Origin of the sequence: Micromonospora sp. NPDC000316 (genome assembly GCF_042898885.1) — a bacterium.
GTDB lineage: Bacteria > Actinomycetota > Actinomycetes > Mycobacteriales > Micromonosporaceae > Micromonospora.
On record NZ_JBIAZG010000020.1, the window covers coordinates 53,396 to 74,899 of the forward strand.

Genomic DNA, 21,504 nt, shown 5'->3' on the forward strand with positions numbered 1-21,504 from the left:
GGGAGGCCCCTCCCCGGCACCGAGGTGTCGGGGAGGGGCCTCGGATGGATCAGAGCTGGCGGCCCGGTGCGAGTCGGGTGACGTCCTCACCCAGTCGCCCGGCGCCCTTGACGGGCTTGCCCTTGTTCGCCTTGACCCCGGCGTTGCTGGCCGGCGTTCCGCCCAGCCGCACCGTCATGGCATCGGCGTCGCGGACCAGCACGTCCCGGATCTCCGCCTCGGTCACCAACTTGGTGTCCGCGGCGAGCTTCCGGAAGGCGTCAAGCTCCTTGAGCGCCTTGTTGTCGTTGCCGGCCGCCTCAGCCTTGCGGACGGCGTCGAGCTTCTTCGTCAGATCCTTGTGGGCCTTGGCCGAGAGCCGCCCCGTCGCCTTGAACCGGTCCAGCAGGTTCTGCATGTCCCGGAACGAGGTGGTGACGAAGAACCGGACCGCTGAGGTGGTCTTGTTGCCCGCCTTGTCGGTAGCGGTGACGGTCAGCTCGTGCAGGCCGAGCGGCAGCTCGTACATGGCCTGCAAGGTGCCGCTGGCGTACGCCTTGCCGTCCAGCGTGCCGACCACTGACGCGATGCCCGAGGTCGGGTCGACGGCCTGCCAGGACACCCGTACGTCCTGGCTGTCCCCGTAGAGCTGGCCGTCGGCGATGCCGGACACCAGCAGCGTCGGCTTGGTGCCGTCGATGCGCAGCACCGCCGACTTGAGCGTCTCGGCGTTGCCAGCCTTGTCGGTCGAGCGGAACAGCAGCTCGTGCTGCCCGTCACCGGTCACCTCGATCGGCTCCGAGTACGGCGTCCACGCGCCACCGTCGAGCGACCACTCCACCGACTTGACCCCGGAACCGGCGTCGGTCGAGGTCAGCACGACCGGGATGGTCCCGTTGTGCCAGCCTTCGTCGTTCGCCGGAGCGAACGTCGCCGAGGTCACCGGTGCCGTGGCGTCGATCTTGACCGCAACGGTCTTGGTCGACTCCACGTTGCCCGCCTGGTCCGTCGAGCGGAACCGCAGCTCGTGCTCGCCGTCACCGCTTACCGTCACCGGCTCGGTGTAGGGCGTCCACGCGGTGGCACCGTCCAGCTGGTACGACGTACCGGCCAGGCCGCTGCCACCGGCCTCGTCGGCGGCGGTAAGCGTGACCGTCACCGGCCCGGTGTACCACCCCTCGGTGGGAGTGCCCGACACCGCCGCCGTCGTCACCGGCGCGGTCTCGTCGACCGCCCTGGTGCTGAGCCGGAAGTAGTCGAACGAGGCCGTCTTCGACGCCGTCTGGTTGGCGCCGAGGGTGAACAGACCCACCTTCGGGGTGGCCCCGACCGCGCTGTTGGTCAACGGCTCCAACGCCGTCCAGGTCGTCCCGTCGGCCGAGTACGACGCGGTGAACGTGTCGCCGCTGCGGGCCAGCCGCAGGTGCCACACCGCATCGGTCAGGTTGCCCGCCTCCGGCTGCGGATTCTGGACCGTACCGCCGATCTCGCTGCGGAACTCGATCCGCCGCGTCACCGCCTGGCCGGCCTGGTTGTCCGCGATGAAGTCGAACTTCAGGTAGTTGTCGTCGTCCGCCTGCACGATCAGACCGGCCTGCTGGTACTGCTCGTTCAGCAGGCTGCCGTCGACCTTCGTCTCCAGGGTCCAGTCGCCCGAGGGCGCGGTCTGGAGGATGAAGTTCTTCGGCCCGGTGTTGTCGGTGCCGTAGATGTCACCGTTGGGCACGTCGATCCGCAGCGCGCCACCGGTCACCCGGTAACCCGCCGGGTCCTCCCGCAGGATCGCGTCCCAGCGGCACTTGTCGAGCGCGTCACCGGTGAACTCGTCCGACGGGTCGACCGGCCCAGCCGGGGCGTCCGGCGTGACCTGGAACGAATCGAAGGCCGCGTCGACAACCGGCGCCTCGGTGCCACCGTTGAGCGCGAAGACCCCGATCCGCGGGTTGGTGATCCCGGCGAGTTCGGCCGAGCGGCCGACCGGTGTGAACGTCTGCCCGTCGCCGGAGGCGGCGGCGGTCAGGTTCGTTCCGTCACTTGTGATCCGCAGGTACACGGTGTCACCCGCCGGTGCGGCGGCGCTGTCGGCAGCGTCGTTGCGCGGCGTGCCAGCCGTCTCCCGGATGAACTCCACCCGCCGGCTGCCGTTGTACAGCAGGTCCACCTTGGCGTAGTTGTCGTCGTCGCCGTAGACCAGCAGGCCAGCCTGCTGGTAGTTGGCAGTCACCGGCAACGTGACCTTCGTGGTCATCTCCCAGGCACCTGTCGGAGCCGCCTGGAGCACCAGGTTCGTGGCGTCGTTGCGAGCGCCGTAGAGGTCACCCACGCCGGTCGGCAGCCGCAGCGCACCGCCGCTTACCGAGTAGAGCTGGTTCTCCCGGACCACGCTCGTCCACCGGGCCTTGTCGAGGCTGGTGCCGTTGAAGTCGTCCGACCGCGCCCCGAAGCAGGACGTGTCCGGAGCGTCCACCCGCACCGGCACCGTGGCGTAGGACTTGGCGCCCTTGCTGTCGGTCACCGTGAGGGTGGCCGTGAAGGTGCCCGGGCTGGTGTAGGTGTGGCTGGCGTCCAGGGTGGACGCCGTGCCGCCGTCACCGAAGTCCCAGGCGTACGTCAGCGGGGTGTCACCCTCGGCGTCGGTGGCCGTGCCGTCGAAGGCGACGGTGACCGGCGCGGTGCCGGTCGCCGGGGTGGCGGTGGCACTGACGACCGGCGGCGCGTTCTCGGTGACGCCGCGGCCGACGAAGTCCATCCAGTTGACGTTGAACAGCGAGCCCGTCCCGCCGTTCGGATCGCGGGCCAGGAAGAACAGCGAGCCGCTCGCGGCACCGGTGACCGGCGCGCTCACGTCCGTGTACGTCTGCCACGCGCCGGTAGCCGGCACGGTGGCCGTGGCGACCACCGGTCCGTCGACAGCGCCCGCGCGGACCTCGATCCGACCGCCAGCGGCGGCCGAGGCGGCCCGGAACCGGATCTCGGTGATGTTGGTCAGGTCCGCCGGAGCGACCGACCACCAGTCGCCATCCTCGATGAAACCGATGTTCTGGCCGCCGCCGGCGGAGTCGGCGCCGGTCTCCCGCTGCACGCCGGCGTCTCCGCCGCCGGTGCTCACCGGCGCACGGCCGGTGGCGGTGAAGTACTCGGCCTGCTTCTGCTTCGGCTGCAGGATCTCGATCGCCCGGCCGGTGAGCGGGCCGGAACCGCCGGCACCACCCTCGTCGGTGTAGGTGGCCTCGAAGACCGCGAAGACGTTCGCCTCGGCGCCGTGCCCGGAGGCGAGCGACGTCTGGACGGTGCCGGTGCAGCCGGTGTGCTGCTCCAGCGGGTGGGCGTGCTCGTCGTGACCGAGCAGCACCTGCAGCTGCACCTTGTCACAGTCGATCTGCCCGTCCTCGGGGTCGGTCACCTTCACCGAGTAGCGGACCTGGTCGCCCCAGTTGAAGAAGCCACCGTCCGGCGGGAACTCGATGCTCACGGTCGGTGCGGTGTTGCCCACGGTGACCGGCACGTTCGCTACCGCGGTGCGGCCCTTCGGGTTGGTGACGGTGAGCTGGGCGGTGAAGCTGCCCGCCGCGGCGTAGGTGTGCGTCGGGTTGGCCTCGGTGGAGGTCTGCCCGTCGCCGAAGGCCCACGCGTAGGTGAGCGTGCCACCGTCCGGGTCCCGGGAGCCGGCGCTGGAGAAGGTGACGGTCAGCGGTGCCGGTCCCGAGGTCGGGGTGGCGGACGCCGCTGCGATCGGCGCGCGGTCACCGGCGGTGTAGTCGATCCGGTAGACGCCGGAGTTGTCGTTGTTGCCGCCGAAGCCGCTGCCCCACTCGATCAGGTACAACGCGCCGTCCGGGCCGAACTCGAAGTCCATCGGCCGGACCATGGACATTCCGGTGAGCAACTGGTTGATGTCCACCAACGACTTGCCGTCGGGGGTCACCTGCATGGTGTACATCTTCGACTGGTTCCACTCGCCGAGCAGCGCCTTGCCGTCGTAGTACGCCGGCCACTTCCGCGTCGAGTTGAGGTCCGCGTCGTACCGGTAGACCGGGCCGCCCATCGGAGCGCCGCCGCCACCGATCTCCGGGTACCGCGCGTCACCGGCGTAGCCGTAGTCGACGGTGGCCGGAACGACAGGCGGGAGGTTGGTCAGGCCCGTGTTGTTCGGCGAGTTGTTCACAGGTGCCGCGCAGTCGAACTTCGCGCCGCTCGGGCCGGACGGGAACGTGTAGTCGTTGTAGGCCTCGTTCGTGCCCGTGCAGTACGGCCAGCCGTAGTTGCCGGGGGTGACGATGTTCCACTCGACAAGACCCCGGGGGCCACGGTTCGGGTTGTCCGCGTTGGCGTCCGGCCCGTAGTCCGCGACGTACAGCGTCTTGGTCTTCGGGTCGGTGCCGATCCGGAACGGGTTGCGGAAGCCCATCGCGTAGATCTCGGGGCGGGTCTTCTCGGTGCCCGGAGCGAAGAGGTTGCCCGCCGGGACCGTGTACGTCCCGTCGTCCTCCGGGTGGATCCGGATCACCTTGCCGCGCAGGTCGTTTGTGTTGCCGGAGGTGCGCTGCGCGTCGTAGTCCTGGCGACCCGGCCGCTCGTCGATAGGCGTGAACGCGTTCGACTCGAACGGGTTGGTGTTGTCACCGGTGGCCAGGTAGAGGTTGCCGTCACTGTCGAACGTCATGCTGCCGCCCGCGTGGCAGCAGGTGTTGCGCTGGGTGTCGACCCGCAGCACCTGCTTCTCGCTTGCCGCGTCGATGGTGTCGCCGTTCACAGTGAACCGGGACAGCAGGTTACGGGTGACACCGTCGTTCGGGGCGTAGTAGAGGTACACCCACTTGTTTGTGGCGAAGTCCGGGTCGAGCCGGATGCCGATCAGGCCGTCCTCGTTGCCGGTGAAGACGTCCAGGTCGATGGCGGTGACGGTGTTGCCGGTGTCCGGCTTGATGATCTGCACACGACCGTCGCGCTCGATGTAGAAGACCCGCCCGTCGGGGGCGATGTCCAACTCCATCGGGTTGCTGGTGTTGCTGTCCAGCGTGACCTTCTCGAAGTTGGAGGTCTTCGAGGCGCCGCAGTCGGCGTTTACCACGCCGGCCGCCGTCCGGATGCCGCCGAGCAGGTGGCTGAGGAACTCGGGCTCGGCGAACGACTCGCGGGTGTGCCCGCCCCCTGTATACCAGGAACGGCCGCCGTCGAAGTCCTGACACCAGGCCGTCGGGTGGTCGGCGCCCATCGCGCCGGCACCCGGGTTGTAGCTCTTCTCGTCCAGGCTGGCCAGCACGTGCACGTCCGGCCGTGGGTTGGTCTGGAAGTTGTACCACTCGTCGAACCGGGACCAGCGGTCCGGCAGTTCGGCGGTGGACGGGTGGGCGTGGTCCTCCACCTTGACCGTTGCCTGCTGGTTGGCCGGGTGGTTGGCGAAGTACGCGCCGACCAGGTCGCCGTACCAGGCCCAGCTGTACTCGGTGTCCGAGGCGGCGTGGATGCCTACGTAACCGCCGCCGGCCCGCACGTACCGCTCGAAGGCGGCCTGCTGGTCGGCGTCGAGGACGTCGCCGGTGGTGGAGAGCCAGATCACCGCCTTGTACTTGGCGAGGTTGGCGTCGTTGAATGACGCGCCGTCCTCGGAGGCGTCGACGGTGAACCCGTTGGCGGCTCCGAGCTGCTGGATGGCGGCGACGCCGGTGGGGATGGAGTCGTGCCGGAAACCGGCGGTCTTGGAGAAGACCAGGACGGAGAAGGCGTCAGCTGCGGCGGCCTTCGGTGCCTTCGGCACCACCTGGCTGACCGGGGTGGCGGCCTTCGCGTCCCGCGGGGGGACCTGGGCGGCGGCCGGAGCCGCCTGCGCCGGCAGGCCGAACAGGGTCGACGAGGCGAGGGCCAGGGATAGCAGGGTAGCGGTGAGTGGTACGCGGGCACGACGAGTTCGTGACACGCCGCCTCCTTTGTCGCGGTGGACAGGGATCGCGGGGGCCGGCTCGCCGAAGACCGTCCCAGATGGAGCCGGGTGGGACACCGTGCCAGGGTGGCCGCGCCGGCATTTTGTCGAATCGCTGAACAAATTAATTCGGTTGGATCTATGTCGGGCAAGATGCCGGCGGGTAACGGTTCTGCAACGGCGGGCGACATTCCGAACAGGACCGGATGAAGCACCCACCTGATTTCGCCGTATGACCCGGGCGACCCCTCCCTTGGCAGGCCGACCGAACTGTCGTACGGTGACACGCAAGTAACCCACGGGAGTCCGGTGTACCGGGCTGAGAGGGGGGCTGACAGCCCCCGACCGTCGAACCTGATCCGGATAATGCCGGCGCAGGGAGGAGAGTTGCCGTGCCGTCCCTTGGGCGACTGCATCTGATCACCGACACCCGACCCGGGCGTGATCCCCTCGCCGTGGTCCGGGCCGCCCTCACGGCGGCCCGCGCCGACCTGGTCGTCCAGGTCCGGGTCGAGGACTCCGCCACCGACCGTGAGGCGTACGACCTGGCCCGCCGGGTGCTCGCGCTCTGCGTGCCGTACGGGGCGACCTGCCTGGTCAACGACCGTCTGCACGTGGCGCTCGCGGTGGGCGCCGACGGCGGTCACGTCGGCGCCGAGGACCTGCCGGTCGCCGCCGCCCGCCGGGTGCTCGGCCCCACCGGCGTGCTGGGCGCCACCGCCCGCGCACCGGGAACGGCTGTCGAGGCGGTCACCGCCGGAGCCACCTATCTGGGCGTTGGCCCGTGCCACGACACAAGCACCAAGACTGGCCTGCCGGACCCGATCGGCCCCGCCGGCATACGCGCTGTCGCCGAGGCGGTCGACGTGCCAGTCATCGCAATCGGCGGGGTGACCGCCGACCGGGTGCCGGCGCTGCGGGCCGCCGGGGCGTACGGGGTCGCTGTCGTCGGCGCGGTCTCTGTTGCCGCCGACCCCGCTCAGGCCACCGCCGAACTGCTGCGGGCGCTGACGTGCTGACCGGCCGGTCCCCGTCAACGGCATCCGTCGAGCGGGCCCGGCCGGACGTGGCGGTGATCGGTGCCGGGCCGATCGGGTTGGCGATCGCCTGGCGGTGCGCCGCACGCGGCCTGCGGGTGGTGGTGCACGATCCGGCTCCCGGGTCGGGCGCCTCGGCCGTCGCCGCCGGGATGCTCGCCCCGGTCGCCGAGGCGTACTTCGGCGAGCGGCAGCTCACCGAACTGCTTGTGGCGTCCGCCGCCCGCTGGCCCGAGTTCGCCGCCGAGCTGACCGAGGCGACAGGCGCCGAACTCGGCTACCGGACCGAGGGCACCCTGATGGTCGGGCTGACCGGCGACGACCTGGCCGAGGCGCGCCGGCTGTGGGCGTACCAACAGGGATTGGGTCTGCCGGTGACCCCGCTGCGCCCCACCGAGCTGCGCCACCGCGAACCGGCGCTCGCGCCGAGGGTGCGCGGCGGCGCGTTCGCGCCAACCGACCACCAGATCGACCCACGGATGCTGGTGCCGGCGCTGCGCACGGCCGCGCAGCGAGCCGGCGCCGTGGTCGTGTCGCAGGCGGTTCGCCGCCTGGCCGACGTGGACGCCCGGGTCACAGTCGTCGCCGCCGGCTGCGGGGCCGCCGCCCTCACCGGCCTGCCCGTGCGGCCGGTCAAGGGCCAGATCCTGCGGCTGCGTGCGCCCGGCGGCGTCACGCCGGGCTTTCGGCACGTGATCAGGGGGTACGCCGACGGCGACCCCGTCTATCTGGTGCCCCGCGCCGACGGCGAGGTAGTGCTCGGCGCGACTGTCGAGGAGCGGTCGGACACGAGTGTCACCGCCGGCGCGGTGCAGCGGCTGCTCCGCGCCGGAGTCGACCTGCTGCCCGATTTGGCCGAGTACGACCTCGTCGAGGCGGTCGCCGGTCTGCGCCCCGGCACACCTGACAACGCGCCGATCCTCGGGCCGCTGCCCGGGCGACCGGACGTGCTGGCCGCCACCGGCCACCACAGGCACGGCATCGTGCTCACCCCGATCACCGCCGACCTGATCGCCGACCTGGTGACCACCGGCGTGCCCGATCCGCTGCTCGCACCCTTCGGGGCGGACCGGTTCGGCGGGGTGCGCGTTCCCTCCGGAGCTGTCGGTAGGGGCGTGCCGGGCGGATCTGAACTGACGACTGAGGAGGACCTGTGGAGTTGACGGTGAACGGGACCGGACGCAGCGTCCCCGGTGGCGCGTCGGTCGCGGACCTGGTCCGCGACATTGTGCCCGAGCAGCGTGGCGTGGCGGTCGCGGTCAACGGCGAGGTGGTGCCCCGGGCCGGCTGGCCGGCCAGTGTGCTGCGCGACGGCGACCGGGTCGAGGTGCTCACCGCGGCGCAGGGCGGGTGAGGGGCGTGCCGTTCGAACTGGGCGGGGTGGCGTTCACCTCACGGCTGATCCTCGGCACTGGCGGTGCCGCGAACCTGCACGTGCTGGAGCAGGCGATCCGGGCGTCCGGCACGGAGCTGGTCACACTGGCGCTGCGCCGCGTGGACACCGCGCCCGGCACCGGCGGCGGGTTGCTGGACCTGCTGGACCGGTGCGGCGTACGGCTGCTGCCGAACACCGCTGGCTGCCACACCGCTGTCGAGGCGGTGAAGGTGGCCCGGCTGGCCCGGGACGCGTTCGACACCGACTGGATCAAGCTGGAGGTGATCGGCGACGAGCGCACGCTGCTGCCCGACGGGGTGGAGCTGCTGCACGCCGCCGAGGAGTTGGTCGCCGACGGCTTCACAGTGCTGCCGTACACAAGTGACGACCCGGTGCTCGCCCGCCGGCTCGCCGACGTGGGCTGCGCCGCCGTGATGCCGGCAGGCTCCCCGATTGGCTCGGGTCTCGGCATCGGCAACCCGCACCACATCCGGCTGATCCGGCAGAGCGTGGACGTGCCCGTCATCCTCGACGCCGGCATCGGCACCGCCTCCGATGCGGCGCTGGCGATGGAGTTGGGCTGCGACGCCGTGCTGCTGGCCAGCGCGGTCACCCGGGCCGCCGACCCGGTGGCGATGGCGACCGCGATGCGGTACGCGGTCGAGGCGGGCCGGCTGGCCGCCGGGGCGGGCCGGATCACCCGCCGCTTCCACGCCCTGGCCTCCACCCCCGACGAGGGAAGGCCAGACCTGTGACCGGCCTGAGGCCGCCACTGGATCTTGGAAGGAAAGTGCCCCTGGAGGGGCCGAATCCTTCCAAGATCTCGACGGGAGTCGTGCCGTCGGGCGTCGTGGTGTTGACGGATCGGCTGGCGGCGCGAGCACCGCTTGATCTGGTGGTGGCGGGAGCCGTCGCCGGGGGAGTGCGCTTCGTCGTGCTGCGGGAGAAGGACCTGCCCCGCGCCGAGCGCGCCGCCCTCGCCGTCGACATGCGGGCGATCCTCGCCGACGTCGGCGGAACTCTCATCGTGGCCGGCCCCGACCCGCTCGGCGGTGACGCCGTGCACCTGCCCGCCACCGGCCCGTACCCGCCACCGGCCCATCGACTGGTCGGCCGCTCCTGCCACAACCAGGCCGAGCTGGACCGGCTGACCACCGAGCACTACGCCACCGTCTCCCCGGTCTATCCCACAAGGACAAAGCCCGGGTACGGCCCACCGCTGCGAGCCGACGGACTGCGCACGCTGACCCAGGCCAGCGGCGTGCCAGTCCTCGCGCTCGGCGGCATCGAAACACCAGAGCAGGTGACCGCCTGCGCGCAAGCGGGAGCCGTCGGAGTGGCGGTGCTGGGCGCGCTCATGCGAGCAGACGACCCGGCCGAAACAGCCACCGTGCTGACCAGCGCCTTCACGGAAGCAAGGCCGCAGCCCCAGAGCGCAACCAAAGAGGAAACATGACCCCGCGCACAATCCTCACCATCGCCGGCTCCGACTCCGGCGGTGGCGCCGGCATCCAGGCCGACCTCAAGGTCATCGCGGCGCTCGGCGCGTACGGCACAAGTGTCCTCACGGCGGTCACCGCACAGAACACGCGTGGCGTGGACGCCGTACTGCCGCTGCCTCCGCGCACGATCACCGAGCAGTTGGACAGCGTGCTCGCCGACTTCACCGTCCGTGCGGTCAAGACGGGAATGCTCGGCACCCCCGCCGTCGCGGACGCGGTGGCGCAGGCCGCCCGGGACGGCCGCCTGCCGCAGCTCGTCGTCGATCCGGTGCTCGTCGCCACGAGTGGGCACCGGCTCGGTGTGGTGGGGGCGGTGGAGCGGCTGCTCCCGTACGCCCGGGTGGCCACACCGAACTGCGCGGAGGCGGCGGCGATCACCGGACGCCAGGTGGACGACGTGCCCGCGATGGTCGTGGCCGCCGAGGCCCTCGCTGCCGGCGGCCCGGAGTACGTCGTGGTCACCGGCGGCGACCTGCACGGGGACGAGGCGGTCGACGTCCTGTGCGGCGGTGGCGTCACCACACTGCTACGCGGGCCTCGTGTGGACACCCGGCACACCCACGGCACCGGGTGCTCGTTCTCGGCGGCGATCGCCGTGCGGCTCGCGTCGGGCGATCCGGTGCCGGCGGCGGTCGAGGCCGCCAAGGAGTACGTGCTCCGCGCGCTGACCGGCGCTCGGGGCTGGGAGCTGGGCGCGGGCCGGGGACCGCTCGATCACTTCGGCTGGTCCGCCTAATCACACGGGAGGCTGTCATGCAGGCACGAGGCAAGGTGTACGTCGAAGGGTCACGGCCCGATGTCCGGGTGCCGTTCGCCGAGGTGGAGCTGACCGGAGACCATCCGCCGGTACGCCTTTACGACACGTCCGGTCCCGGCTCGGACCCGGAGGCGGGGCTCCCGCCGCTGCGCGGGCCGTGGATCGCCGAGCGGGGCGATGTGGCGCCGGTGCGGGGAGCGGGCACGCCGCTGGCCGGGACGGACGGTCGACGGCCCACCCAGCTCGCGTACGCGCGGGCCGGGGCGGTGACGCCGGAGATGGAGTTCGTGGCGATCCGGGAGAACGTCGACCCGGAGCTGGTCCGGACGGAGATCGCCGCCGGTCGGGCGGTGCTGCCGCTGAACGTCAACCACCCGGAGTGCGAGCCGGCGATCATCGGGAAGGCGTTCCTGGTCAAGGTGAACGCCAACATCGGTACGTCGGCGGTCAGCTCGTCGGTGGCCGAGGAGGTGGAGAAGCTGACCTGGGCCACCCGCTGGGGCGCGGACACCGTGATGGACCTGTCCACAGGCAAGCGGATCCACGAGACCCGCGAGGCGATCGTGCGGAACTCTCCGGTGCCGATCGGCACGGTGCCGATCTACCAGGCACTCGAAAAGGTCGGCGGCGACCCGGTGAAACTGAGCTGGGAGGTCTTCCGCGACACGGTCATCGAGCAGGCCGAGCAGGGCGTCGACTACATGACAGTGCACGCGGGGGTGCTGCTGCCGTACGTCCCGTTGGCGGTGGACCGGGTCACCGGGATCGTCTCCCGAGGCGGCTCGATCATGGCGGCCTGGTGCCTGGCGCACCACGAGGAGAACTTCCTCTACACGAACTTCGCGGAGCTGTGTTCGCTGCTCGCGAAGTACGACGTGACGTTCTCCCTCGGTGACGGGCTGCGGCCCGGGTCGATCGCGGACGCCAACGACGAGGCGCAGTTCGCCGAGCTGCGCACCCTCGGCGAGTTGACGACAGTCGCCTGGGAGCACGACGTACAGGTGATGATCGAGGGCCCGGGGCACGTACCCATGCACAAGATCAAGGAGAACGTGGACCTCCAGCAGGAGTGGTGCCACGAGGCGCCGTTCTACACACTCGGCCCACTCACCACTGACATCGCGCCCGCGTACGACCACATCACCTCGGCCATCGGCGCCGCGATGATCGGCATGTTCGGCACCGCGATGCTCTGCTACGTCACTCCGAAGGAACACCTCGGCCTGCCGGACCGCGACGACGTCAAGGCGGGCGTGATCGCGTACAAGATCGCGGCCCACGCGGCGGACCTGGCCAAGGGGCACCCGGGCGCGCAGGCGTGGGACGACGCGCTGTCGAAGGCACGGTTCGAGTTCCGCTGGGAGGACCAGTTCAACCTCTCGCTGGACCCGGAGACGGCGCGCTCGTACCACGACGCGACGCTGCCGGCCGAGCCGGCGAAGACCGCGCACTTCTGCTCGATGTGCGGCCCGAAGTTCTGCTCCATGAAAATCACCCAGGAACTCAAGGAGTACGCGGCACGCGGCATGAAGGACAAGTCGGAGGAGTTCGTCTCCGGCGGCGGGCGGGTCTACCTCCCGCTGGCCTGATCGTGTCGGTGAACCGGTCAGTCGCGGTGGTGGCGACCGGTGGAGCGCAGCGAGCGACGGCCGCTCTCCTGCTCCGGCTCGTTGTCCACGACCGGCTTGCTCAGGCCGGCGACCCAGTCGACGAACTCCTCGTCCTGCGTGGGTAGCGGTTCCGTCGCATCCGTTTCCGGTCGGCTCTCCTCGTCGACCCGGGACCGGTTGCGGCGGAACAGACCGCCGAGCCGTCCCCGCCGGGAGGGCTGCTCCGCGTCGTCGGTGCCCGTCAACGCGACCGACGGGGCGTCGCCGTCCGCCGGCTCGTCGACGGGGACGTCGGGAGCGCCCGCCTGCTCCGGCACGGTCCGCTCCGGCTCGGCGCGGCCTCGGCCCCAGCGGCGGCCCTTGGCACGGGGTTCGGGCCGCTCGTCCTGCCCCGCACCCGGGTCGGCGGCGGCACCCTCGTCGGGACGGTCCGGGATGCCGATGGTCTGGTCCGGGGTGCCGGTCGAGTTGGTCGGCGTCGTCCAGAGGTCCGCCGTCGAGCCGGCCTGTGTCGAGCCGGCCTGTGTCGAGCCGGCCTGTGTCGGGCCGGCCTGCACCGGGCCGGCCTGTGCCGGGCCGGAGCGGCGGACGGTGTTGAAGGCGTCCCAACTGCTGGCGCGGCTCAGGTCCGGCAGCGGTGCCCGGTGCCGGGGCCTGGGCGTCCACTCGGTCGAATCCCCGGCAGCGGTCGGAGTGCCCGAAGCGGACTGTTCGGTGCCAGCGCCCGGCGCTGATGTCGTAAACCCCTGGGTGGATGGCCAGGCCGGCGGGGATGGCGTCCACCTGTCGGTCTCCGGGTCGCCGGCTGTCGGCACACCGAACAGCGGGCCACCGGCACCACCCTCGGTCGCGGGCGCGTCGGCGACCGCGGACTCACTGGCCGAGTCGGTCGTGGCGCCTGGCTGCGCGGTCGTCCCGGAGGCAGCGGCGGTGCCGGAGACGGCCTTGCCGCGCTGACTCTTCCGACCGGCCGCGCTGTCCTGGCCGCCGGGGGTCGGCGTGGCCTGGCTCTCGTCAGCCGGGCGCGCTGGGGTGTCGTCTTCCGCACCCGGCCGGGTCGTACCGCCGGTGGCCTTGCCGGGCCGGGCGGACTTGCGGGCGCGACCAGCGGTCGGTGCCGCTGTCACATCGGGTCCGGCGTGCGTGGCGCTGTCGGCGACGCCCGGCTCCGGGCTGCCGGGTGCGGGTCGGGCAGCGCCTGAGGCAGCGGATTGCGACGCCTGCACGGCCGCGTCCGAGGTGCTGGCACCGCTTGCCGGATCGGCAGCGGCGGCGGTCGGCTCGAACGGCGCCGCGGCGTCGGCCGGACTCTCGGTGCCGTCGGCCGGGGCGGCCTTCGGCTTGCGGGCCCGGCGCGGCTTGGGGGCCGGCCCGTCGCCCGAGCCTGTCATGTCCGTGCTGGTGCCTGTCGTGCTCGTGCCGGTGCCGGTGCCGGTGCCTGTCGTGCCGGTGCCGGTGCCGGTGCCGGTGCCTGTCGTGCTCGTGCCGATGCCCTCCGTTCCCGTGCCTGCCTTGCCGGCGTCCGCCGTGCTCGTGCCGACCGTGCCTGTGTCCGCCGTGCTTGGGCTTGCCGTGCTCGTGCCCGCCACGGTGCTTGCCGCGCCCGTGCCGGCCGTGTCCGTGTGGGCGCTTGCCGCGCCCGCGTGGGCCGTCGTGGCCGTGCCCGCCATGTCCGTGCCCGCCATGTCCGTGGCTGCCGCGCCCGTGCCGGCCGTGTCCGTGTGGGCGCTTGCCGTGCCCGCGTGGGCCGTCGTGGCCGTGCCCGTCATGTCCGTGCCTGCCGTGCCGGTGGCTGCCGTGCCCGTGCCTGCCGTGCCGGTGGCTGCCGTGCCAGTGCCTGCCGTGCCGGTGGCTGCCGTGCCCGTGTCCGTGCCCGCCGTGCCGGTTTGGGCGCTAGCCGCGCCACCGCGGGCCGTCGTGGCTGTGCCCGTCGTGGCCGTGCCTGCTGTGGCCGTGCTGGCGGGGTCGCTTGTCGTCGTGCCGTCGGCGGTCGAGTGGGTCGTGCCGCTCGTGGGCATCGCCGTACTGCCGCCCAGGTCGTCCGCTGGGCGGGTGCCGCCGGTGCGAACGGTCGGAACGCTTGCCGCCCAGGCCGCGCCAGTCGAGCCGATGATCTCGGTGGTGGCCGCTCGGCCCGTCCCGGAGGAGTCGTCACCGGCCGTACCGGTGGGCAGGGCGGTCTCGGTCGCCGCGCTCGCTCCGGCCCGGCCGGACGGGACCGGCCCGTGCTGACCGCTCGCCGTGGTGGACGGCCAGTCCCAGTGGGCGGGGACGGTGCGTACGGCGGCTATGTCGTCGGCGCGCGAGCCCGGACCGGCCCCGACCAGATCCGCGCCGGAGGTGGTCGCGCTTGTGGGCTCGGTGTCGTCCCCGCCGCCTGCCGGACTCGCTGACGGCGCGGCGCCCGGCAGGGCCGGGCCGGCGGGCAGCGGGCGCAGGATGTCGGTGGGCTCGATCGCCTGCGCATCGGCGGCGCTGGCACCGAGGGGCCAGCGCAACAGGGCAGCGGCAGCGGCCCCGAGCGCGCCGGCGAGAACAGCTATCAACGCGCCGTAGTACGGAGTGGTCTGGTAGCGATCCACCGCGTCACCGGGGCCGGCGGTCAGGTAGGCGAACGCCACCAGGACCGGACCGGCCACGCCTGTGGCTCCGCTGATCAGCGGCACCTGGCCGCGCCAGCGGGCGAGCCCGGCTGTCGCCGCTCCCGCGAGCAGCGCCACGATGGGCAGCAGGAGCAGCGCCAGCCGCTGCGCGGCGGCGTCGTCGAGCCAGCTCGGTTCGAGTACGCCGAGTCGGACAGTGGGCAGCGGGCCCGTCGTGCCGAGGGACGGCAGGACGGAGATCAGCGCCAGGAGCCACACCGCGCCGGCCACGGCCGCCATGTTCCAGCCCAACTCGGGCCGGAGCAGCACGGCGATCGCCGCACCGGCTCCGATCAACGCGCCGAGCACGGCGCAGATGCCTACCGCCCAGACCGGGTCGACGGAGATCAGCTCGGCGGCCCGTGCGGGCTGCATGCAGAGCGGCGCGACCACCGTGGCTCCGAGCGCGGCGGCACCGCCGATGGCCAGTTGCCGGCCGGTGCTGGCTGCCGGGGCGTCCCGGCGGGCCAGGCGCCCGGTCAGCACGGCACCAGCCACTGCCGCGTTCGCGGCGAACCAGCCGACCCAGACGAGCTGGGCCGGCCACTGGTTGACTGTCGTGCCGGTGAACGCGCCGGTGAGTCGGACGATGCCGAAGCCGTACGCGACGCCGAGCTGGCCCGCTCCGGCCAGCACGCTCACCCCGAGCGCCGTGAGCAGGAGCTTGCCCCAGGTCCGATAGGCCATGTCGGGCACGTTACGCACCCGGTACACCCGATCGCCACCGGCGCGCCGCGCGGCGCGCCGGTGCACACCCCGGCGGGTCTACTTGAGTTCGACCAACCGGGCCAGGTATGTCGTGTCCCCGACATTGGTGAGCATGTGTACCGCTCCGGGGTCGCGGTAGACGACTCCGCCGGTGGGCTCGTCGGCGTCGATGCGGGTGCCGTCGATGGTCTGCACGATGTTCTTCGCACCCTGGACCGCGATCACCAGATAGGGGTGGTCGTGCCGGTGCAGGGGCTGCCGCTCGCCCGGTTCGAGCCGGATGTGCCAGACCCGGACCCTGTCGTTCTCGTACACGATCTCCTGGCCCACCGGCCCGAGTTCGGTTCCGTCGATCGTTTCGCTCATCGTGCACCGTCCAGTTGCGGGAGTACCTCGGCGGCGATCAGCTCGAGGTGGTCGAGGTCAGCGAGGTCGGTTATGCGCAGGTGCACGCGGGTGGCGCCGATCTCGGCGAACTCGCCGATCCGCTGCACGAGCTGTGCGGGCGAGCCGACCACCGGGTCCTCCGGCGGAAGCGCGCTCTTCTCGTGCAGTGGCGCGGCTCGCCGCTGTGCCTCCGCGTCGGTCCGGCCGATCGCCACGACAATCCCGGCCGAGAGCACGAGCGGCGCACGCCCGGATTCGGTGCGGCCGGCGCGGTCGCACGCCTCGCGTACGCGGTCGTACGCGCCTGCGGTCTCCGCCACGGACTTGAACGGCATGTTGAACTCGTCGGCGTAGCGGGCGGCCAGATCGGGGGTGCGCTTCGGGCCGCGCCCGCCCACGATGATCGGCGGCCCGGGCACCTGCACCGGCTTGGGCAGGGCGGGCGCGTCCACCAGCCGGTAGTGGTCGCCGGTGAAGCTGTACGTCTCGCCCGGCGGGGTGGTCCACAGGCCGGTGAGGACCTCAAGCTGCTCGGCCAGCCTGTCGAAGCGCTCGCCGACGGCCGGGAACGGGATGCCGTACGCGGTGTGTTCGCGTTCGTACCAGCCGGCGCCGATGCCCAGCTCGACCCGGCCGCCGCTCATCTGGTCGACCTGCGCGACCATCACCGCCAGCGGGCCGGGCAGGCGGAAGGTGGCCGACGTCACAAGGGTGCCGAGCCGAATCCGGTTGGTCTCGCGGGCCAACGCGGCGAGGGTCAGCCAGGCGTCTGTCGGGCCGGGCAGACCCGGGTCGTCGCCCATCGCCCGGTAGTGGTCGGCGCGGAGGAAGCCCTCGTAGCCACCGGCCTCGACGAGGCGTGCGAACCGGAGTTGGTCGTCGTAGCTGGCACCCCGGTGCGGCTCGGTGAACACCGACACCCGCATGGTCATCGTCCTTCCGCGCCGGCCGTGGCCGGCTGGTCGCGTTCCATCAACAGTTCGTGCAGGTCGGCGCTGACCTGGGCGACGTCGGCGAGGTGTGCGTTGCGGCCCAGGGTGCGGGGCCGGGGGATGGTCACGTCGACGACCTTGCGGATCCGGCCGGGACGCGGGCTCAGCACGACCACCCGGTCGGCGAGCAGCACCGCCTCGTCGATCGAGTGGGTGACGAAGACGATCGTGGGCTTGTTCTCCATGTGCACGCGCTGGAGTTCGCCGGAGAGTTCCTCGCGGGTGAGCGCGTCCAGCGCGGAGAACGGCTCGTCCATCAGCATCACCCGGGGTTCGCCGATCAGCGACCGGCACAGCGACACCCGCTGCTGCATGCCGCCGGAGAGTTCGTGTGGCAGCCGCTTCTCGAAGCCGGACAGCCCGGCCACGTCGAGCAGTTGGCGGGCTCGCTCGCGGTGCTTGGCGCGGCTCCACCCGAAGATCTCCACCGGCAGCATGACGTTGTCCAGCACGGTGCGCCACGGCAGCAGGGCGGGCTTCTGGAACAGCATGGCGATGTCGCGGCGGGGCCGGGTGATCGGCGTGCCACCCACGGTGATCTCGCCTGCGGTCAGGGGAAGCAGCCCGGCGATCAGCCGCAGCAGCGTTGACTTGCCGCACCCCGAGCGCCCGAGCACGGCGACGAACTCGCCCTCGGCGACGTCGAGGTCGATGCCGCGTAGCGCCTCTACCCGACCGGATCGGCCCTGGAAGGTACGCGAAACCCCGGACAGTCGGATCATCTCCGGTGGACCTCCGCTGAGTGGACGGTCAGGAATCGGACAAAGGCTAGCCGCCTCGTCCCCGTGTCGCACCGTCCGGGGTGGTCGTCGGGTTGTTTCCGTTCCGCAACCCGATATGCCTGGCGTCGCAACTGTGGGTTTCTCGTACGCTGTGCCCGCGAACAGTCCCCTCACGATGGCGGTGCCCGGCTTCTACCCCTCCTGCCGGTCCCGTCGCGACAACCCCTCCGTGGCCTGCGGCCTCGGTCGGAAAGGACATGGTGCTACTGATGAGAAGGCTGACCCGTACGGTCGCTACGGCCGCGTTGGCCACTGCCCTCGCCCTCGTCTCCGCCTGCAGCAGCGGGTCGGACTCGTCGGACGACGCCAAGGGCGGCAACGGCGGGACGCTTGAGAAGGTGACCTACCTCACCTCCTTCGGCAACTTCGGCCGCGACTCCTACGCCTGGGTGGCGAAGGAGAAGGGCTTCTTCAAGGAGGCCGGTTTCGACGTCGAGATCAAGGCCGGCCAGGGCACCGGCGGCGTGATCCAGACCGTCGTCGGCGGCCAGGCCGACTTCGGGCCGATCGACCTCACCGGCGGTCTGCTCCAGCTCGGCAACGGTCAGGCGAAGGACTTCGTGGCGGTTGCCGCGATCCAGCAGCGCACGATGGCGGGCATCGCCACCATCGAGGGCAGGAACATCACCTCTCCGAAGGACCTGGAGGGCAAGAAGCTCGCCGACACCCCCGGTTCCGTGGTCCGCAACCTGTTCCCGACGTACGCCCGGCTCGCCGGTGTGGACGCGAGCAAGGTGACCTGGGTCAACGGTGAGGCGCAGGCGCTGATCGGCACGCTGGCCAACGGCTCGGTGGACGGCATCGGCCAGTTCGTCGTCGGCCAGCCGACCATCGAGGCGGCGGCCAAGAAGAAGGCCGTCATGCTGCCGTACAGCAACGTGATGCAGGACCTCTACGGCAACGTGCTGATCACCTCCTCCAAGATCGCCAAGGAGAAGCCCGAGATGGTGAAGCGGTTCACCGCGGCGCTGCTCAAGGGCCTTGAGTACAGCCTGGCGAACTCCAAGGAGGCCGGCGACATCCTGAAGAAGAACGTCGAGGCCGCCAACCCCGCTGCCGCCGCCGCCGAGCTGGACCTGATGGCCGCGTACGTCCGGTCCGGCAACTCCGGCACCGCGATCGGCACGCTGGACAGCGGCCGGGTCGCGAAGAGCATCGCGATCCTGCAGGGCGCGGGCGCGCTCAAGGAGAACATCACCCCCGAGCAGATCATCGACTTCAGCCTCGCGCCGAAGGCCTGATCGTCCGGTCGTCACAAGGGGGTACGTCGCGCCGGGTTCCGGTGGGACGTACCCCCGTCGCCCGTCGGCCTCCCGGGGTCGACGGATATCGAGGAGGACAAGATGACCGACGTCCGGTCAGCGGAGCCGGCGGCGACGGCGGCCCCATCCCCGGGCGGCGCGCCGGCGGCGGAACCAGCGGGTCGAGGTGTTCACCTGCGTGCCGGGGCCGGGGCGGCGTTGCTGCCCGTGGCCGGCCTCCTCGTCGCGCTGGCGGCGTGGTGGCTGGTCGCCCGGATGGAACTGGTGCACCCGGCCGCTCTGCCGCCGCCGGGGGACGTGTTCACCGCGTTCGTCGACAAGCCCGCCCAGTTGCTGGAGCACACCTGGGCCACGCTGCTGGAGATCCTGATCGGCTTCGCCCTCTCGGCTGTCGCCGGTGTTCTGATCGGACTCTCCCTGGCCAGCTCCCGAACGGTGGAGCGGATGTTCACGCCGCTGCTTGTCGCGGTGAACGCTGTGCCCAAGATCACTCTGGGTCCGCTGCTGGTGGTGGCGCTGGGTTGGGGTCAGAAGCCGATCCTGACCATGGTGTTCCTGCTCTGCTTCTTTCCGATCGTGCTCTCCACGGCGACCGGCCTGACCACCACCCCGGCCGACCTCGCCGAACTGGTCCGCTCCTGGAACGCATCCCGCTGGCAGGGGTTCCGCAAGGTGCGGTTCCCGGCCGCGCTGCCGCAGATCTTCGTCGGGCTCAAGGTGGCCATGCCGCTTGCCGCGATCGGTGCGGTGATCGGTGAGTTCCAGGCCGGCGAAAACGGCCTGGGTTACGTCATCCTCATGTACGCGGGCGTCGGCGACGTCGCCACCGCATGGGCGGCGATCATGCTGGTGGCGCTTGTGAGCATCCTGCTCTACTCGGCGCTGCTACTCATCGAGCGGATCGCCCTGCCCTGGGTCCGCGAAACAACAAGCAGCCACTGACGAACCAAAGATCAACCCCCAGAAACGCATCCGGGCCGGCCTCCCAAGAGAGGCCGGCCCGATGCGTTCGACGCCGAAGGCGAGAAGGGTGGGGCCTACCGTGCCCGGCGCAGGGATCAAGCCTGACCGCCCGGAGCCCGGGCACGGTAGGCCCCACCCACCCGGCACACGACGGATCTGGAACCCGGTGCCCCGAGCCCGAGGCCCGGCGCGCTATCCGGCCAACCGCCACCGGCCGTTGCGGGCGACAAGCGTGGTGAGCGCCTGCGGCATCAGGCCGGAATGGTTGTCGGGCGTCATCCGGATCGGGCCGGACAGGCCGTCCATCTGGGACGTCTCCAGCACGTCACGGATGCCGTTGCGGTCGACCTGACCGATCGGCCCGCCGGCCCGCAGTTCGGCGTCGGCGATGAGTTGGATCGCGTCGGCGGCGAAGGACGACGAGCCGTTGTACCCGCCGAAACGCGCGGTGTAATCCTGGAACCACTGGCGTCGGGCGGCCTTCGCCGGCGTGGTGGCGATCACGTCGTCGATCACCATGGTCTGGGTGAAGACCATTGTGGCCCGCTCGGTGGCCTTGGCCGCCGCGCCGAGGAACAGGTCGCCGGCCGCACCGGCGTCGAAGAAGAGCGCCCCCCGGAAATTGGCCTCCTGGGCGCTTGTCGCGGTGAGGGCGGCCTGCTCCGGCGGGGTCCAGACAACAAGTGCGTCGGGCTTGAGTTGGGTGAGCTTGCCGACCTGCTGGCTCACTTCGGTGTCGGTGGTCTTCACCGACTCCTCACCGGCGGCCTTGATGTTGGCCTTGGCCAGTTCGCGACGCAACGCGAACACGCCCTCCCGGCCGTAATCGTCGTCGGTGTAGAGCAGGCCCACCTTGCGGATGTTCTTGCGACGCAGTTCGGTGGTGAGCGCCGCGGCGCTGTCCACGGCGTTCGGGCCCAGCTTGAACACGTAACGCCGCTGGGCGACCGGGTTGGCGACCGCGCCGGAAGCGGCCAGCGCAATGGTGGGAATCTGCTTCTCGTTGATGATGCCGACCGCGCCTACCGCGCATTCGTTGCAGCCGCCCATGACGATGGCGCTGACCCGGGAATCGCTGCTGAAGTCGGCGATGTTGCGAAGTGACTCGGCGGCGTCGGAACGGTTGTCCTTCACCTTCAGCTCAATCTTCCGGCCGTTCAGCGCTCCGGAGGAGTTCAACTGTTCGACCTTGAGTTCGAGGGCCCGCTGGTATGTCCGACCGACGGGGGCGGCGGCGCCGGAGAGTTCGAGGTCGGCGGCGATCACGATCGGACTCGTGTCCTGCTCCGCTCCGCCGAACTGGCAGCCGGTGAGCGTGGTGGCCACTACGGCCGATGCGAGCGCCGCGATGGTCGCGGAGCGGATGGGGCTCAACTCAGTCCTCCAGGTGCGGGCGCGGGCGCTGCCCGGTCACCGCCGCTAGTCCGTCCTCAGTGGAGGACGGGATCTCCTCTGCCGTACGGTGTGTGCGCGAAGCGTGCAAAACCTTGCCAATGGCCGGCGCTGTGGTCAAGCGCGGACCCCGGTTGCATTTTCGGGACGGCCATCCCACATGCTGGGGTAACGCAATGTTTGCAAAAGCTCACTT

General features: G+C 71.3%; 15 protein-coding genes and 1 riboswitch. Of the genes, 9 read left to right on the top strand and 6 right to left on the bottom strand.

Going from position 1 to position 21,504, the window contains the following annotated elements:
* Positions 1–49: 49 nt before the first annotated feature.
* Positions 50–5,896: a ThuA domain-containing protein gene (locus tag ACFY2Q_RS27025; protein ID WP_387134924.1), complete on the bottom strand. Its 5,847-nt coding sequence runs from the start codon at positions 5,894–5,896 to the stop codon at positions 50–52.
* Positions 5,897–6,187: 291 nt separating this feature from the next.
* Positions 6,188–6,297, top strand: a riboswitch (TPP riboswitch).
* Here ACFY2Q_RS27025 and thiE point away from each other — a divergent pair.
* The 7 genes from thiE to thiC all read left to right on the top strand — a co-directional run bounded on the left by thiE (position 6,292) and on the right by thiC (position 12,159).
* A complete protein-coding gene (gene thiE / locus ACFY2Q_RS27030) occupies positions 6,292–6,918 on the top strand; it encodes a thiamine phosphate synthase (protein ID WP_387134926.1) in 627 nt (208 codons plus the stop codon). Its footprint overlaps the riboswitch before it by 6 nt.
* Positions 6,912–8,099, top strand: a complete 1,188-nt coding sequence (gene thiO / locus ACFY2Q_RS27035; protein WP_387134929.1) for a glycine oxidase ThiO — start codon at positions 6,912–6,914, stop codon at positions 8,097–8,099. The genes thiE and thiO overlap by 7 nt, the downstream gene beginning before the upstream one ends.
* Complete coding sequence (gene thiS / locus ACFY2Q_RS27040; protein ID WP_387134931.1) at positions 8,090–8,290, top strand: sulfur carrier protein ThiS; 201 nt, start codon at positions 8,090–8,092, stop codon at positions 8,288–8,290. Before thiO ends, thiS begins: the two co-directional genes overlap by 10 nt.
* Positions 8,287–9,066: a thiazole synthase gene (locus tag ACFY2Q_RS27045; RefSeq protein ID WP_387134934.1), complete on the top strand. Its 780-nt coding sequence runs from the start codon at positions 8,287–8,289 to the stop codon at positions 9,064–9,066. Before thiS ends, ACFY2Q_RS27045 begins: the two co-directional genes overlap by 4 nt.
* 80 nt (positions 9,067–9,146) lie before the next feature.
* Positions 9,147–9,767 carry a thiamine phosphate synthase gene (locus ACFY2Q_RS27050; RefSeq protein ID WP_387134936.1) on the top strand — a complete coding sequence of 207 codons (621 nt, stop codon included), beginning with the start codon at positions 9,147–9,149 and terminating at the stop codon, positions 9,765–9,767.
* Complete coding sequence (thiD, locus tag ACFY2Q_RS27055) at positions 9,764–10,549, top strand: bifunctional hydroxymethylpyrimidine kinase/phosphomethylpyrimidine kinase (RefSeq protein ID WP_387134937.1); 786 nt, start codon at positions 9,764–9,766, stop codon at positions 10,547–10,549. The genes ACFY2Q_RS27050 and thiD overlap by 4 nt, the downstream gene beginning before the upstream one ends.
* Before the next feature lie 17 nt (positions 10,550–10,566).
* A complete protein-coding gene (gene thiC, locus ACFY2Q_RS27060; protein ID WP_387134939.1) occupies positions 10,567–12,159 on the top strand; it encodes a phosphomethylpyrimidine synthase ThiC in 1,593 nt (530 codons plus the stop codon).
* A gap of 17 nt (positions 12,160–12,176) precedes the next feature.
* Here the strand turns inward: thiC and ACFY2Q_RS27065 are convergent, their stop codons facing one another.
* The 4 genes from ACFY2Q_RS27065 to ACFY2Q_RS27080 all read right to left on the bottom strand — a co-directional run bounded on the left by ACFY2Q_RS27065 (position 12,177) and on the right by ACFY2Q_RS27080 (position 17,631).
* A complete protein-coding gene (locus ACFY2Q_RS27065) occupies positions 12,177–15,509 on the bottom strand; it encodes a hypothetical protein (protein WP_387134942.1) in 3,333 nt (1,110 codons plus the stop codon).
* 78 nt (positions 15,510–15,587) lie between these two features.
* Positions 15,588–15,896: a cupin gene (locus ACFY2Q_RS27070; protein WP_377666870.1), complete on the bottom strand. Its 309-nt coding sequence runs from the start codon at positions 15,894–15,896 to the stop codon at positions 15,588–15,590.
* Complete coding sequence (locus ACFY2Q_RS27075) at positions 15,893–16,843, bottom strand: LLM class F420-dependent oxidoreductase (RefSeq protein ID WP_387134973.1); 951 nt, start codon at positions 16,841–16,843, stop codon at positions 15,893–15,895. Before ACFY2Q_RS27075 ends, ACFY2Q_RS27070 begins: the two co-directional genes overlap by 4 nt.
* A 2-nt stretch (positions 16,844–16,845) precedes the next feature.
* Positions 16,846–17,631 carry an ABC transporter ATP-binding protein gene (locus ACFY2Q_RS27080; protein ID WP_387134944.1) on the bottom strand — a complete coding sequence of 262 codons (786 nt, stop codon included), beginning with the start codon at positions 17,629–17,631 and terminating at the stop codon, positions 16,846–16,848.
* 269 nt (positions 17,632–17,900) lie between these two features.
* On the opposite strand from ACFY2Q_RS27080, the gene ACFY2Q_RS27085 reads away from it, so the two are divergent.
* Both ACFY2Q_RS27085 and ACFY2Q_RS27090 read left to right on the top strand, forming a co-directional pair.
* Positions 17,901–18,932 carry an ABC transporter substrate-binding protein gene (locus tag ACFY2Q_RS27085; protein ID WP_387134946.1) on the top strand — a complete coding sequence of 344 codons (1,032 nt, stop codon included), beginning with the start codon at positions 17,901–17,903 and terminating at the stop codon, positions 18,930–18,932.
* 102 nt (positions 18,933–19,034) lie between these two features.
* A complete protein-coding gene (locus tag ACFY2Q_RS27090; protein ID WP_387134949.1) occupies positions 19,035–19,895 on the top strand; it encodes an ABC transporter permease in 861 nt (286 codons plus the stop codon).
* A gap of 213 nt (positions 19,896–20,108) precedes the next feature.
* Here ACFY2Q_RS27090 and ACFY2Q_RS27095 read toward each other — a convergent pair whose 3' ends face one another.
* Positions 20,109–21,290 (bottom strand): ABC transporter substrate-binding protein, encoded by a 1,182-nt coding sequence (locus ACFY2Q_RS27095; RefSeq protein ID WP_387134952.1) that lies wholly within the window; start codon positions 21,288–21,290, stop codon positions 20,109–20,111.
* Between the last annotated feature and the right edge of the window lie 214 nt (positions 21,291–21,504).